This is a genomic window from Psychrobacter sp. ANT_WB68, assembly GCF_008369115.1.
Taxonomy (GTDB): domain Bacteria; phylum Pseudomonadota; class Gammaproteobacteria; order Pseudomonadales; family Moraxellaceae; genus Psychrobacter.
This window is the reverse complement of sequence record NZ_VOAZ01000001.1, coordinates 20,558-36,005: the sequence shown is the minus strand read 5'-3', so window position 1 is coordinate 36,005 and position 15,448 is coordinate 20,558. Positions and strand designations below refer to the sequence as shown.

8 protein-coding genes are annotated in these 15,448 nt (G+C 44.7%); 1 reads left to right on the top strand and 7 read right to left on the bottom strand.

Annotated elements, in window-relative coordinates:
• Window positions 1-176 precede the first annotated feature (176 nt).
• Entirely contained in the window at window positions 177-1,310 is a 1,134-nt protein-coding gene (locus FQ084_RS00120; RefSeq protein WP_149488635.1) for a PotD/PotF family extracellular solute-binding protein, read from the top strand.
• A gap of 86 nt (window positions 1,311-1,396) precedes the next feature.
• Here the strand turns inward: FQ084_RS00120 and FQ084_RS00115 are convergent, their stop codons facing one another.
• The 7 genes from FQ084_RS00115 to pilQ all read right to left on the bottom strand — a co-directional run bounded on the left by FQ084_RS00115 (window position 1,397) and on the right by pilQ (window position 15,422).
• Window positions 1,397-2,632, bottom strand: a complete 1,236-nt coding sequence (locus FQ084_RS00115) for an FUSC family protein (RefSeq protein WP_149488634.1) — start codon at window positions 2,630-2,632, stop codon at window positions 1,397-1,399.
• A gap of 254 nt (window positions 2,633-2,886) precedes the next feature.
• A complete protein-coding gene (locus FQ084_RS00110) occupies window positions 2,887-4,308 on the bottom strand; it encodes an FAD-dependent oxidoreductase (RefSeq protein WP_149489535.1) in 1,422 nt (473 codons plus the stop codon).
• Window positions 4,309-4,451: 143 nt separating this feature from the next.
• A complete protein-coding gene (gene gltB / locus FQ084_RS00105) occupies window positions 4,452-8,915 on the bottom strand; it encodes a glutamate synthase large subunit (RefSeq protein ID WP_149488633.1) in 4,464 nt (1,487 codons plus the stop codon).
• A 965-nt stretch (window positions 8,916-9,880) separates the two neighbouring features.
• On the bottom strand, window positions 9,881-10,945 hold the full coding sequence (locus tag FQ084_RS00100) for a hypothetical protein (RefSeq protein WP_149488632.1): 1,065 nt from the start codon (window positions 10,943-10,945) through the stop codon (window positions 9,881-9,883).
• Window positions 10,946-11,120: 175 nt separating this feature from the next.
• The gene (gene aroB, locus FQ084_RS00095; RefSeq protein WP_149488631.1) at window positions 11,121-12,272 is read right to left on the bottom strand and encodes a 3-dehydroquinate synthase; all 1,152 of its coding nucleotides are present in this window, start codon (window positions 12,270-12,272) and stop codon (window positions 11,121-11,123) included.
• A gap of 61 nt (window positions 12,273-12,333) precedes the next feature.
• Window positions 12,334-12,897, bottom strand: a complete 564-nt coding sequence (aroK, locus tag FQ084_RS00090; protein ID WP_149488630.1) for a shikimate kinase AroK — start codon at window positions 12,895-12,897, stop codon at window positions 12,334-12,336.
• Window positions 12,898-13,061: 164 nt separating this feature from the next.
• Complete coding sequence (pilQ, locus tag FQ084_RS00085) at window positions 13,062-15,422, bottom strand: type IV pilus secretin PilQ (protein ID WP_149488629.1); 2,361 nt, start codon at window positions 15,420-15,422, stop codon at window positions 13,062-13,064.
• Window positions 15,423-15,448: the final 26 nt, after the last annotated feature.

Sequence of the window (15,448 nt, the reverse complement as noted above, 5' to 3'; positions counted from 1 at the left end):
CGGTTGCATCCTTACCCTTTAAATTATTCACAATCATAGCCATAATAGTTTTACATTTGGCTTGATGACTTATATTCAGCACTTAGTATTTAACACTTAGTCTCTAGCACTTAGCATTAACTATCTACCATCTAACTTTTACTCATTTGCATCATTTTTACTTTAGGAGAGATATTTTGACCCATTTATTATCGTCCAACCCTGCCGCTCACAGCGTTGCTCGTAGCGCTCGTATACTACCAAAAGCACTATTAGCGGTGACAGTCGGACTTGCACTTGCCAGCTGCAGTAATTCTGACAATGCGGCAACTGACGGTACAACTGCCAGCACAGAAACGCTTAATTTGTATAACTGGTCTGAGTATATGCCGCAGGAAATCTTGGATGGCTTTACCAAAGAAACGGGCATTCGGGTCAATTACACCACCTTTGATTCTAATGAGGCCATGTACGCCAAGCTCAAACTGCTCGACGACTCTAGCCAATATGACTTAGCGATTCCATCGACATATTATGTGGAAAAAATGGCCAAAGAAGGGCTGCTACAAGAGCTCGATAAGTCTAAATTAAGCAACTTTAAAAATCTCGATACTTCATTTACCAATACCAAAGTTGATCCAGGAAATAAATACTCGATTCCTTATATGTGGGGCAGCACTGGTTTGGCCATCAATGGTGAAGCGGTTGATCCTGCAACAGTGAATAGTTGGAATGACTTATGGCGTCCTGAGTATAAAGGTCAGGTGATGCTGATGAATGATATGCGCGAAGTGTTTGGCATGGCGCTATTGACCCTTGGATATTCAGGCAATAGTAAAAATCCTGAAGAAATTAAAGCGGCTTATGAGAAGCTAACGACCTTGATGCCAAACGTAAAGACCTTTAACTCGGATGCCTCGCGCATGCCTTATATGGAAGGAGAAACCACAGTTGGGATGAGTTGGAATGGCGAGGCAGTCATTGCTAATAACGAAGGCTTGACCAGCTTGGTTTATAAATACCCAACTGAGGGCGCAATATTATGGATGGACAACTTTGTGATTCCTAAAAACGCCAAACAAGTCGATGCGGCGCACAAGTTTATTGATTACTTGCTCCGTCCAGAGAACTCTAAAATCGTCAGTGAAGAGATTGGTTACGCCTCGCCTAATATCGCTGCCCGTGAGATGATGCCAGAAGAAGTGAGAAACAATCCAACCATCTATCCTAGTAAAGAAGTACTAGCAAAGGCTGAGTTCCAAGAAGATGTGGGCGATGAAGCTTTGCAAGTCTATCAGCAGTATTGGGATAAGCTAAAAACCGGTCGTTAACAGGTTGTTCATTGCTGTCTTTTAGCAAACATGATCGTAAAAAAACGCTGACTCTATCAAGTCAGCGTCTTTTATTTGTCTTTTATTTATAAGTGCAAATCGGTTTCGCTACCTTTATGTTCAATACGACGCTGCTCGCGGCGCTGATAGCGCAGACCAGAGGCTGCAAACCATTGGGGTTTGGTAGTTTGTAATAAATCACTAAGCCGCTGCAGCTGCAGCTGTAAGGTTTGGGTCAACCAAAAATAGCCTTGCCACTCAAAACCCAAATTCTCTACGCTTGGATATTCTGATACCGCAATGCGCGTAATGGGTTGAAAGACCTCATCAGTTGGACTACGTAATACCGCGGCCATATGCTGCATCGCCTGCGTCAATTCGTGCTGATATTGAATCAGTAAAATATGATTTTCATCATCAATCTCAATATTGGCCAAGCGCGGTGCCGCACTGAGCAATAAATCAATGGTACCAATAATATTCCGATGGGTGCGTTGAATGGTCTCTAACGTCTCTTTTTCAATACCAGATTCACTGGCTGTCGCGGCGATATGCGGACGCACGGCAAGCAGGCGCTTATTAATTTTTTGCAATGCCTTCACCAAAGACTTATTGACTGGCGTATCAGGGACAGAGCTGCTCGAAGGATAAGTAATACTAGCTGAGCTGGTCGCCTTACTATACTTAAACGGCTTGGGCACTAACACTTCCGCATCAATATGATTACCGACCCCTGCGTATAAATTACTGCACGTTTCAAGATTGCTTGCCAATAAAAACCGCCACATCAACGTCGATTTAAGTGGCAAAATTAAGGTTGCGGCGACCGCCACCCCTGCACCGAGCAGAATATTAAACGCTCGGTATAAACCATCTTGGGCGATATTGCTATGGTCAGGGCTAGAAACAATCATCAGCATGGTGATACCTGTCAATAGACCAATATAACCCAGTTGCTTGACCGCTGCATAACCGATGATGCTACTAATAATGCCTATTAGCCCATAATATAACCACACCAAGCCACCTATATCTTGAATCAGCCATAAGAAACTGAGTCCGACCACCACACCTAATAAGGTGCCGAGTATCCGCTCTTTGGCCTTGGTATAAATCGCCCCTTGATATTGTAATAAACCCAATATCACAAACACAGTAATGGTCGTCCACTCACCATGCGGCAAGTGCGTAAACTCATTTAACAAGAGTGCAATAAGCACGGCCATACCCAAACGTATGGCATGCAAAATATCCGCATGCTGATAACGGGCATAAGGCTCTACAAACGGTGCGGTAAATCGCTGCCAAAAAGTCGGTTTCACGCAAGCTGTCTCTTATAATAAATGAATAAAAATATGGTTAAATAATAGCTGCTAGCTTAACTATTGATAAAGCGATAATAAAGAAATGATCAAAAAATAACGCCTTTCATCTATTAAAAGATAAAAGACGTTACAGGTCAAAACATGCTAGCACATAATGAGAAAAAATCCTCTATCCGCTCGTGCTCAGTGGTCAATCGCCCACGTTATTTTACTACTGACTAGCATGCTTTTAATAATCATAACGGCAACAACTACGCTTCTAAAAAGTCTAAGATGCCTTCCGCGGCTTCACGACCTTCCCATATCGCTGTTACGACCAAATCAGAGCCACGCACCATGTCGCCACCAGCAAAGATTTTGGGGTTACTGGTTTGAAATTTAAAGGTTTGCTTTTCGGCGGCTACGACCCGACCCGAGCTGTCCATCGTGATTTGCTGACCTGCAAACCAATCAGCAGGGCTAGGACGGAAACCAAAGGCCATAATGACCGCATCACATGGGATAATTTCTTCTGAATTGGGAATGGGCTCGGGGCGCTGGCGACCACGATTGTCAGGAGCGCCCAATTGCGTGGTAATCACCTTGACCGCGTTCACTTTACCATTTAAACCAATAATTTCTGTTGGTTGACGATTGAATAAGAACTCAACGCCCTCTTCGCGCGCATTGACCACTTCGCGGCGGGAGCCAGGCATATTTTCTTCATCGCGGCGATAAGCACAAACTACTTGCTGCGCCCCTTGACGAATACTGGTACGGTTACAGTCCATTGCCGTATCACCGCCGCCTAGCACCACTACTTTTTTACCTTTTAAATCGATATATTCTTCTGGATTTTTCTCCCAGTCGTTACAGCGATTGACGTTGGCAATCAGATAATCTAGCGCATCATAGACACCTTCTAGTGCTTCACCAGCAAAGCCACCGCGCATATAAGTATAAGTACCCATGCCCATAAATATCGCATCATATTCGCTTAACAGCTCATCAATACTGATATCCGTACCAATTTCTGTCTCTAAACGAAAATCCATGCCCATGCCTTCAAAAATGACACGGCGGTTACGCATGACGTCTTTTTCCATTTTAAATTCTGGAATACCAAAGGTTAATAAGCCGCCAATTTCTGGGCGCTTATCAAAAATAACAGGTGTCACGCCATTTCTTACTAAGATATCCGCACAGCCCAAACCTGCTGGACCGGCACCGATAATAGCGACTTTTTTGTCCGTCCAAACCACATCCGACATATCAGGACGCCATCCAAGGGCGAAAGCGGTGTCATTGATATACTTTTCGACGTTACCAATGGTCACCGCACCAAAGCCGTCGTTTAACGTACAAGCGCCTTCACATAAGCGGTCTTGCGGACAGACACGTCCACAAACCTCAGGCAAGGTATTGGTACGATGGCATAACTCTGCAGCCTGAAATATTTGACCTTCGCTGGCCAATTTAAGCCAATTGGGAATGTAGTTATGTACCGGACATTTCCACTCACAGTACGGATTACCGCACTCAAGGCAGCGATGCGATTGCTGCGCCACTGACTCACTCTCAAACGGCTGATAAATTTCAACAAACTCAGTTGAACGCGTAGCGATGTCTTTTTTCGTGGGCTCAAGGCGTGGTACATCTAAAAACTGAAAACTATTTTCTAAGCGTTTTGCCATGGTGTTGTCTCTTTTATAGTGGGTGACGACAGCCAATATCTGTAGCCTCACTGAGGCAAACTTACGGATACGGACTGTCATTTACCTGCTTAAAACCTATGCATTAAAAACTGCTCGTAAACTCTCTTGCTGACTCATCTCGTTTATTGCGGATCAGCCGTCGTGGTCTTAAGCAAGGTCGCAACGTTCGCTGCTTTGGGCTTCACCAAATAGAACTTACGGGCATAATGCTCAAAGTCCGCTAAGAGGGTTTGTCCCCACGCACTACCGGTTTTATCGACATGGGTTTCAATCACTTGTTGCAAGTAAATACGATGACCTTCCATTTGCTCACTTGAGATACGGTTTAAGTCAATCAGCTCATGATTACAGCGATCAAAAAAGTCGCCATCCATATCAAGCACATAAGCAAAACCACCCGTCATGCCCGCGCCAAAATTTAGACCCGTACGTCCAAGAATGGTAATGATGCCGCCCGTCATGTACTCACAGCAATGATCGCCCGTGCCTTCAATGACCGCATGCGCGCCAGAGTTACGTACCCCAAAGCGCTCGCCTGCCGTGCCCGCAGCGTATAATTTACCACCCGTTGCACCATAGAGACATGTATTACCGATGATAGCGGTTTCTTGCGCACTAAAGCTTGAATCTTTCGGTGGATAAATTACAATCTCACCGCCTGCCATGCCTTTACCGACATAGTCATTGGCATCGCCTTCAAGCTCAATATGTAAGCCGCCAGCATTCCAGACACCCAAACTTTGCCCTGCGGTTCCGTTTAGATGCAGCTTAATGGGCATATCACTCATGCCAAGGTTGCCCCATACCTGCGCAATCTCACCCGAGATACGTGCGCCGATTGAGCGATCACAGTTACCAACTGCGTAGCTATAATCGCCGCCATTACCTTGACGAATATTGAGCAGCATATCACTAATCATCTGCTCAGCAAGCAAGCCTTTATCAAATGGCTCATTACGCGCAACCTGACAGGTTTGCGCTTTACCGCTACTGGCTGGATGACTAAACAATAATGGCGTTAAATCCAAATGACGCTGCTTATCGGTATTACCTTCTAACACTTCAAGCAAGTCAGTACGCCCGACTAGCTCTTCCATAGTGCGCACACCTAATGCTGCAAGCCATTCACGCGTTTCAGTCGCCACAAATTTAAAGAAGTTGATCAACATCTCTGCTTCACCGATGAAATGCTCATCGCGTAGCTGGGCTTTTTGCGTCGCAACCCCTGTCGGACAGTTATTAAGATGGCAAATACGCAAGTATTTACAACCGACAGCAATCATTGGCGTGGTACCAAAACCAAAGCTTTCAGCACCAAGGATAGCGGCTTTGACCACATCCAGACCCGTTTTGAGACCGCCATCGGTTTGAATACGAACCTTATGACGCAAGCCATTTACCCGTAGTGATTGATGCGTTTCAGCAAGACCTAACTCCCAAGGCGAGCCAGCATGATGGATAGACGACAGCGGCGAGGCGGCAGTACCACCATCATAACCTGAGATGGTAATCAAATCGGCGTAGGCTTTTGCCACGCCCGTTGCAATGGTGCCAACCCCAGGACGTGAAACCAGTTTTACCGAAACCAAGGCATCTGGATTGACTTGTTTTAAATCAAAAATCAGCTGCGCCAAATCTTCAATAGAATAAATATCATGATGCGGCGGCGGCGATATGAGCGTCACCCCTGGCACCGAGTAACGTAAACGCGCAATTAAAGCATTGACCTTACCACCTGGCAGCTGCCCGCCCTCACCCGGCTTAGCACCCTGTGCAACCTTAATCTGCATCACTTCTGCTGAACGCAGATATGCCGGTGTCACACCAAATCGACCAGAGGCAATTTGCTTAATTTTTGAGTTGCGCAAAGTACCATAACGTACCGGATCTTCGCCGCCCTCACCAGAGTTTGAGCGCCCACCGATGGTATTCATCGCCATGGCAATCGCTTCATGGGCTTCGGGTGATAATGCCCCTAACGACATGCCAGCTGAATCAAAGCGCGTCAGGATTTCTGAAATATCTTCGACCTCATTAACATCGATAGCGTTGCCAGTCTTTAATTGCAATAAATCTCGCAAGGTCGCAACGGGACGACTATTGACCAAATCGGCATACTGGCGGTAATTATCATAATCACCGGTACGGACGGCGTTATGTAGGCTATTAATCACATCAGGATTAAAGGCATGATATTCTTTATTAAAGACAAATTTTAGCAAGCCACCTTGATCGAGGGGCGCACGACGCTTAAAGGCATTAGCAGCTAATTGCGCTTGGTCAGCAGCCAAATCGGCAAAGGTTGCGCCTTTAATACGACTTTGCACGCCTTTAAAGCATAAACTCACCACTTCTTCAGAAAGACCGACGGCTTCAAATAACTGCGCTCCACGATAAGACACAATGGTCGAGATGCCCATTTTTGATAAGATTTTCAGCAAACCTTTATCCAAGCCTTTACGGAAATTCACCCGCGCTTGAATCGGATCGCCCAGCAGTTCACCGGTCGCCACCAAATCATCAATGACGTCATAAGCTAAGTAGGGATAAACACAGGTCGCGCCAAAGCCAATCAATACCGCCACTTGATGCGAATCGCGCGCTAGACCAGTCTCGACGATTAAATTAGCATCGGTACGAATTCCTTGGGCAATCAGATAATGATGCACCGCACCAGTGACCATAATGGCATTGGCCGGTACTTTATCAGCAGCAATGTTTTTATCAGATAAAACAATTAAAGTATAACCAGCACGAATGCTATTGGCCACTTGCTCACAGATGGCTTTGATAGCGGCTGATAGCTCAAGATTGGCATCATAGTTTAAATTGATACGCGCCAGCTGAAATGCTGGATCAGCCAAGGTTTCAAGCTGCTGCATTTTACTGGCTGATAATACCGGCGACGATAAGATAATACGATGCGCGTCGCGTGCTGACGGCGCAAAGACATTGGTCTCAGCTCCCAAGCAAGTCTGTAGCGACATCACGATTGATTCACGCAATGGATCAATCGGCGGATTGGTTACTTGTGCAAACTGCTGGCGGAAGAAGTCACCGACATGACGTATTTGCTGCGACAGCACCGCCATAGGCGTATCATCGCCCATAGATCCAACTGGCTCCTGACCATTTTCGGCATTGGGACGGATAATTTCGGTACGCTCTTCGTTGGTAATATGATACATTTTTTGCAATGCTTTGAGCTGATCGCCGCGGCAGGCTTGTGATGCCAACTCTTCTTCTAAGCGCTCATCATCACGGATACGGGTCGCTTCTTCGCGTAGCCATTTACGATACGGATGGGCTTTTTTCAATAAAGTTGCAATCGCTTTGGTATCCATGATTTGACCGGTCATGGTATCAATAACAAGCATCTGACCAGGGCCGACCCGACCTTTAGCAAGTACATCTTTCGCAGCATAATCCCAAACGCCGACTTCTGAAGCCACGGTGATATAGCCGTTTTTGGTCGTCACCCAACGTGACGGGCGCAGACCATTACGGTCGAGCATACAGACCGCATAGCGACCATCCTGAATGACTAAACCTGCTGGGCCATCCCACGCTTCCATATGCTGCGAGTAAAACTCATAAAACGCGCGCAAGTCCATATCCATGCTATCGACATTTTGCCAAGCGGGTGGCACCAGTATCGACATCGAATGGAATAAACTCATACCGCCTGACATCAGTACTTCAAGCATATTGTCTAAGCTTGATGAATCTGAGCCCGTGCTATTCACCAAAGGCGTTAGTTCATTCAAATTTGGCAATTTATCGGACTTTAATTTTGGCGTACGGGCTTCAGACCAGCTACGGTTGCCGGTGATGGTATTAAGCTCACCATTGTGTGCCAAATAGCGAAACGGCTGTGCTAATGGCCAGCGCGGCAGCGTATTGGTCGAAAATCTTTGATGGAAGACCACGATATGCGAGGCCAAACGCGCATCTTGTAAATCTAAAAAGAAAGCAGGCAGGTCTGATGGCATGACCAAACCTTTATAAATAATCGTCTGGCAGTTTAATGAACACACATAAAACAGTTCATCATCCACCAAACGCTGCTCGGCTTTTTTACGCGCGACAAACAGCTTACGGTTAAAATCATCGGCCGCTAAACCATCCACGGCATTGACAAACACCTGCTTAAAATCTGGTAAAGTCTGACGACCAATCTCACCAACGATACTTAAATCAAGCGGCACATCGCGCCAACCTGCTACCTCTAACCCTTGTGCACTAATTTCTTCATTAAGCACCTGCTGGCTATACTGCGCTTTTGTTTCATCTAAATTGACAAAGACCATACCTATCGCAAAATTGGCGGTAATGGTAAAACCCTGCTCAGCAGCGATACTGCTAAAAAACACCCTCGGCGTCGCCAATAATAAACCGCAACCATCACCTGTCTTACCATCAGCCGCGACACCGCCGCGATGAGTCATACAACTCAAACTATGAATGGCTGTTTTTACCAAATCATGGCTGGCCTGTCCCTCAATATGAGCGATCAAACCAAAGCCACAGTTATCAGAAAAGTCATCTGGCGTCGCCAAATGCGTAGAAGAGGAAATCATTGACATAGCTTGTCCTTTTAAGTGAGCGGACAGCATATACATCTAATATGACATATAAACCAAACTCCGCAGGCAGAACGGGCTAAATATATTCATATAAACGGATTAATAAAACGCAGGCAGAGAAAATAGAGCAGGCGTTTTGAATGTGATAAAAATACTTATCACGATTCTATTTATTCTATAGTTGTCAAAGCCATTACTTTAACGTTAGCTACCAAAGGATTGCGGTAAAGAAATACATGGTCATCACCATGTTAATCTTTAAAGCATTTACACGTCACTCACTATCCGTCTTGGCTAGCTTTTGCGCATCTTTTAACAGTTAAGCTACTCAATATGAGCCATGTAATTGTTGGTTAAAACTGATACGTACCGTACTAACCACTTCGATAGATAATAAGCAAAGCAACTGATAAGAAAGTGATGAATAAATTGGCTACTATCACTATAAAATGCCGTTAAGTTTGAATATCAGACGCTCTATACTCAAGCGCCTTAATAACCCTAGTCAGGGTAATAACGAGAGGTTGTGCCACTTGCAATAAGCTCAATAGGGAGAGCAAGTAGCAACGCTTGAGACAACAACATTATTATCGTAAGCGCTCATCTTATTATCAAGTCGACTCACTAAATGCCGAGCTGCTAGATAGCTATTTACGATAACTATACAGAACGTCGCCCACAGTTATCTTAGTTAATGATTGACAAAAAATCTAGTCTTTTCTATCACCTCATCCTCTAGATTTTGTAAAAACTTATATTATCAATCATAAATTCACCACTGACTTTCTAGAATGTTATAAGTTTTAAGCCACTCCTATCAGAGTTTTCAGTAGTCTCGCTATTGCTCTGAGCATTAACATTAATGGATAAATTCAGATGCAATCTCGATAATCAAAACCACTGGCACAAAAAAGCCTACTAAACACCATATCTAGTAGGCTTTTTTAAAAAAATGTGCATTAAAATTAATTGCTTTTTTCTTCAATAAGCCCTTTTATGCTGTCGTTATTACTTTTCGAGGCATTAGCATTGGCACTCGGTGGTTTAGGGGTTTCAACCACTGGCGGTTTTTTCGGCGCATTGCTATTATTGCCTGAATTGTTGGCTGCTGCTGGTTTTTTAGATTCTGCTTCAGGCTTGCGACTATTGTCCGCATTTTTAGGCGTTGGTGTAGTCATTGCCTGTTCATCGATACCGACCGTACGTTCTTCACTGACAGATAAGGTCTCAGAGGTATCAGCTGACTGACGAATACTTTCATTAGCGCCATTGTTAGCCCCTTCTTGTGGGCCGCGATTGGCATTATTATTTGCTGCTTGTTCATTGGCACTATCGTTATTCGGTGTTTTCTGGCGCACTGGCACTTCACGTTTGGTCGGGCGCAAATTCACAGCACGCGTGCGTTTGGTGCTCAAATCCTTGACAGGGTCAGGACGTTCGTAATTATCGATAATACTGACGTAGCGATTAACCTCTTCAGGCAAGACCCGCACATTAGCAGGCAATTTAAAGTCTATCAACTTAGCAGCGCCAACCGCTTCTTGTGGACTGCTCATCAGCCCATAAGTGAGCATATAACGCACTTGATTGTTTTCATCAAGGTAGCGAAAATAAGCAAACTTCTCACGATCTTCTCGGCTTTCTAAATAACTAACAATCACATCATTTTCAGCGACATTCATCACCTGCACCGTCCACTTGCCTTTATTAGCCAGCAAGTAACGCTTGTCTTTAAACTCATCAGGATAGCTGCGCAAATCTCGAACTGTGGTATCAAAACTAATCGGTTGTACATCAGTATCAAGCTCGTGCAAGGATTCAATCTTTAACGGCTGCTCAAGCTCAGCGCTTGATGTTTGCGGCGCTGCTATCGGTTCATTCTCAATTTTTGCGCCCATCGCTGGCGTTTGACTAAACATCCAAACTAAGGCGGTAAACACGCTCAATAGCAGTGTCGCTATCAGCCAAATCAGTGCTTGACGGCGATATTTATGCCCAGCTGTGCGAGTCGTCGAGCGTGATGCTGCCATGGAGATGTCCTTGGAAGAAAAAGTCTTATAAAAAGCCAGTTATAAAGCAATAATTATAAAAAGATGCTGAGAATTATAAAAACACTTACTAAAAGAGAAATAAGGTTAAACCGCTTACTTTAAGCGCCTAGCTAATCATATCAACTTATTAATAGTTGGATGATTAAAGGCCATATCAATGATGTTGTGACAATACCTCTATTAAAAGCTCCGCATCAAAATCATTGGTCAAAACCGCATTACCTAATGATTTTAACAAAATAAGGCGGATTTGTCCGTGTTTGACTTTTTTATCGTGACCCATCAAACCTAGTGCCGTCTGTACATCAATAGCGGGTGGCGTGATGGGCAGATTTGCCAATACTAACACACGCTTAATACGTGCAACGTCATCGCTCGTTAGCCAGCCCATTTTTTGTGACAGCTCAGCTGCTTGAACCATACCAGCAGCAACTGCCTCACCATGTAACCAATTACCATAGCCTTCATGGGTTTCAATCACATGACCAAAGGTATGACCGAAGTTTAATAAGGCGCGCACACCGGACTCTCTTTCATCTTGCGCCACGATATCGGCTTTGTACTGGCAGCAGCGCTTCACCGCTTCGCCAAGTACGGCTAAATCAAATGCTATCATCGCTGGTAGATGTTGCTCAAGCCAAGTCAAAAAATCGGCATCCATAATCAGGGCGTATTTGATGACTTCCGCCAATCCTGCTGATAGTTCGCGTGCTGGTAACGTTTTTAGCGTACTCATGTCGGCTAAAACCATTTGTGGCTGCCAAAAAGCCCCTATCATATTTTTACCTTGGGCGTGGTTGATGCCCGTCTTACCGCCAACGCTTGAATCCACTTGCGACAGTAAGGTCGTTGGAATTTGAATAAAATTGACCCCACGCATAAAACTTGCGGCGGCAAATCCTGTCATATCACCAACCACACCACCACCAAGCGCGATAAGGGTCACATCACGGTTAAAGTGCTCCGCCATCAACGCATCATAAATCTGGTTAATACTGGTCTGATTCTTATATTGCTCACCATCTGGAAGCACACAGACCTTGACAGTAAACTGCGCTTCAAGTTCCTCTTGTAGAGTCTTTAAATATAGAGGTGCAACTGTCTCATTGGTGACGATAAGGACTTGACGACCCGCAATATAAGGGGCAATTTGACTTGCCATGCTGCTTTTTTCAGCACTGTTACTAACAACGTCCTCAGCATCGCTTTCAAGACTGCTTACATTGCTATTTTCAGTAATGATAATAGGATAATCATGACTTTGCGTCTGTACTGTTAGTTTGGCATGAAACAGTGGCGTTGCCATGAAAATCTCCTTAAAGATGAGGCTTGGGTTAAATCGCACGGGTTTATTTATTAAAGTTTTATTATTCATCTTCTTCGTGTGCTGAGGTGATAGAAGTTGACTCACAAAACCCTTCTAGTTGCTGCAATAACTGATTGACCATATGGCGAGGATAAGTATGGCCCGTCGGCATGATAATATGCGCCACTTGCCGATACAAAGGATCGCGGGCACTGTATAAATCTTGCAATATTTTTCTAGGATTCGGCTGTTGTAATAATGGTCGCGACTTATCCTTGGCAGTACGCGCCATTTGCACGTCAACTGGGGCGTTAAGATAAACGACGATGCCGCGCTCTTTGAGAAATGCACGGTTTTCAGCCGCCATCACCGCGCCGCCGCCAGTCGCTAAAACAATTTGTGATTGTTGCGTCAGCTCATCGATAGCGCGCGTCTCACGTTCGCGAAAGCCCGCCTCGCCTTCTTTAGCAAATATCCAAGCAATATCCGCACCAGTTTGTGATTCAATATACCAGTCACTGTCTACAAACGTGCGCCCTAAATGCTTAGCCAATAACCTGCCAATGGTGGTCTTCCCCGCTCCCATCGGCCCCACTAAAAATACCGACGGTAATTCCTCAACCATAATACGCACTCAGCTAAATTAGGTATGATACAACGTCATTGATATTCTGGCTAGTAATGCGCGTTGATTATTGTGAGTAAAATCTATCCAAGCACAAAATTTGGCCATAAAAAAAGCAAGCTCGGATGCTTGCTTTTTTTAGTTATAAAATAATTATACGCTGATTAATTTAAACGGCTGATACCATCATTAATCAATTTTGGTGTAACAAATATCAGCAGCTCTTCTTTAGAGTTATTACGTACATCACGGCGGAAGGCTCGACCAACATAAGGCAGGTCACCTAAGAAAGGTACCTTATCGACACCATTGCTACTACGGTTTTTAAAGACACCGCCCAAAACAATGGTCTGACCGTCTTCAACAATCACGTTGGTCGAGATTGAATCTTCCGCAATCGCGACCTGATTATTAATAATTGTCGGTGTACCATTGGTAATAACAAGTTGTAGACCAATCTTACCGTCTGGAGTAATATTTGGCGTCGCTTCCAGACTTAATGCCGCTTCTTTAAAGCTAGTAGTGGTCGCGCCACTGGCCGATGCTTCTTGATAAGGAATTTGCGTACCAGAAGATACTTTTGCCGTCTGTTTATCAGCCGTTAAAATCTTTGGTGTCGAAATCACTTCACCGCGGTTATCGGCTTGCAGTGCTGACAACTCAAGATCGAGCATCACATCTGACATGCTAAGTAAGCCAAAAGCAATACTACCCGCTGGGTTGGCAATGCCTAAGTCCACATTCAAGTTATCAGGACGGCTGATATCGTACTTAGGATAAGAAACCGTCTGACCATTTACTGTCGTCGTTTGTACGTCAAAATCTTTTAAATCCCATAGCGTCTGATTACTACCACCGACTAATAAGTTACGGTTATTGGCCGCACCGTTTGACAAGATACCCCAACGCACGCCAATCTCTTTACTAAAGCTATCCGTGGCGCTGACGATACGGGCTTCAATCATTACTTGACGGACTGGAATATCAATTTTACCAATCAGCTTATGAATATTTTCAATGCTTGCAGCCACATCTTTGATAATCAAGGTATTGGTACGCTCATCAACCGTTACTGTGCCACGGTTAGACAACAAGGTATTGTTATCAGTAGAATTTGTGTTGCCAGTGCCGCTGCCACCAGATGAGCCACTGCCCTGAGAGATAAGCGTCAACACATCTGCCGCTTTAGCATAGCTTAAGCGAATGTATTCAGTGCGTAGCGGCGCATAAGACTCAACCGCTTGCTGCGCTTCAAGATCACGAGCTTCTTGTTCAGCAAGCTCAGTTGAGGGAGCAACCAAAATCACGTTCCCGTTTTCACGCTTACCAAGATTTTTACTCTTTAGAATGATATCCAGCGCTTGATCCCAAGGCACATTAATCAGGCGCAAAGTGATATTACCAGCGACCGAATCACTAGCAACGATATTCATGTCGGTAAATTGTGCCAAGATATCTAACACACTACGGATTTCGACGTCTTGGAATTCCATAGATAGCGCTTCACCGCTATATACTTTCTCTTCAAGCGTTGGCTCACGGAGTAGCTCAGGTTTTCGGATATTGATATTTAACTGATTACCCGATTGGTAAGCTTGATATTCATAATCTTCTTTGACATTAATAGTGATCACACCATTTTGCCCTTGGTTTTTAGTATCAATACTATCAACCAGACCACTATTAACATTTAAGCGACGTAATAAATTTCTAGGTACGGTGCTGCCGGTTAAGCGTACCACCAGTTTATTGCCTTGGCGCTGTACGTCAACAGGAATGGCTTCGTTGGCAAGCGCAATACTGACGTTACCGCCACCGTCATTGCCTGCAGTAAAATTAACCGCGGTTAAACCATCATAACTATACTGCTTGCTCACTTGTGAAGCCGCAAGTTGTGGACTTAGCAAGGGGTTGACACGTACCACCATAGTATCGGCAGGTACTTGTGTTTTAGATGCTTGAGTGTTGACTACTTTTGTTTTAATCGGCGCAACAGCTACGCTATTGCTCTCAACTATCGGCGTGACAACAGCAGTGGTAGTAATACCCGCATTATTGTTAAGAACATCTCGCACAGGGTCATTGGTGATGACTGAACGACTTGGGTCGCTAATCGTCAGCAATAAATCATTGCCCTCAATGGCAGTGGTATAATTGCCCGCTTGCTTCAGTCCGACAATCAGACGGGTGGTATTGTCGCTATTTAACGTCGTGACATCGTTGATCATGCCAACGTTGTATTCATTAAAACGACTGGCAAGCCCATTTTGTACTTTTTCAAAATCTAATACTAGACGACTTGGGTTATCAAGTTGATACGCTGCAGGCAATACTGGCTTGCCAGCAAAACCCAAACGCATTTGGGTAACGGCTGGTGCGGTTTGTATCACAGAGACGTTATTAATGCGCTGCTCAGCATAAGCACTGCTACTAATTGCTACCATACTCATTGCCAATGCAGAGATGGCAAAAGTAGAAGATACGCGGTTGTTCATCTTCATTACCTTGTTATTGCGTACTGTCATTATATATTCCTCAAAAAATCTGCCGA

Bases quoted from the DNA above. Each gene is read 5' to 3' on its own strand.
- FQ084_RS00110 (WP_149489535.1), bottom strand. From the start codon at position 4,308: ATGGCAAAACGCTTAGAAAATAGTTTTCAGTTTTTAGATGTACCACGC.
- gltB (WP_149488633.1), bottom strand. From the start codon at position 8,915: ATGTCAATGATTTCCTCTTCTACGCATTTGGCGACGCCAGATGACTTT.
- FQ084_RS00100 (WP_149488632.1), bottom strand. From the start codon at position 10,945: ATGGCAGCATCACGCTCGACGACTCGCACAGCTGGGCATAAATATCGC.
- aroB (WP_149488631.1), bottom strand. From the start codon at position 12,272: ATGGCAACGCCACTGTTTCATGCCAAACTAACAGTACAGACGCAAAGT.
- aroK (WP_149488630.1), bottom strand. From the start codon at position 12,897: ATGGTTGAGGAATTACCGTCGGTATTTTTAGTGGGGCCGATGGGAGCG.
- pilQ (WP_149488629.1), bottom strand. From the start codon at position 15,422: ATGACAGTACGCAATAACAAGGTAATGAAGATGAACAACCGCGTATCT.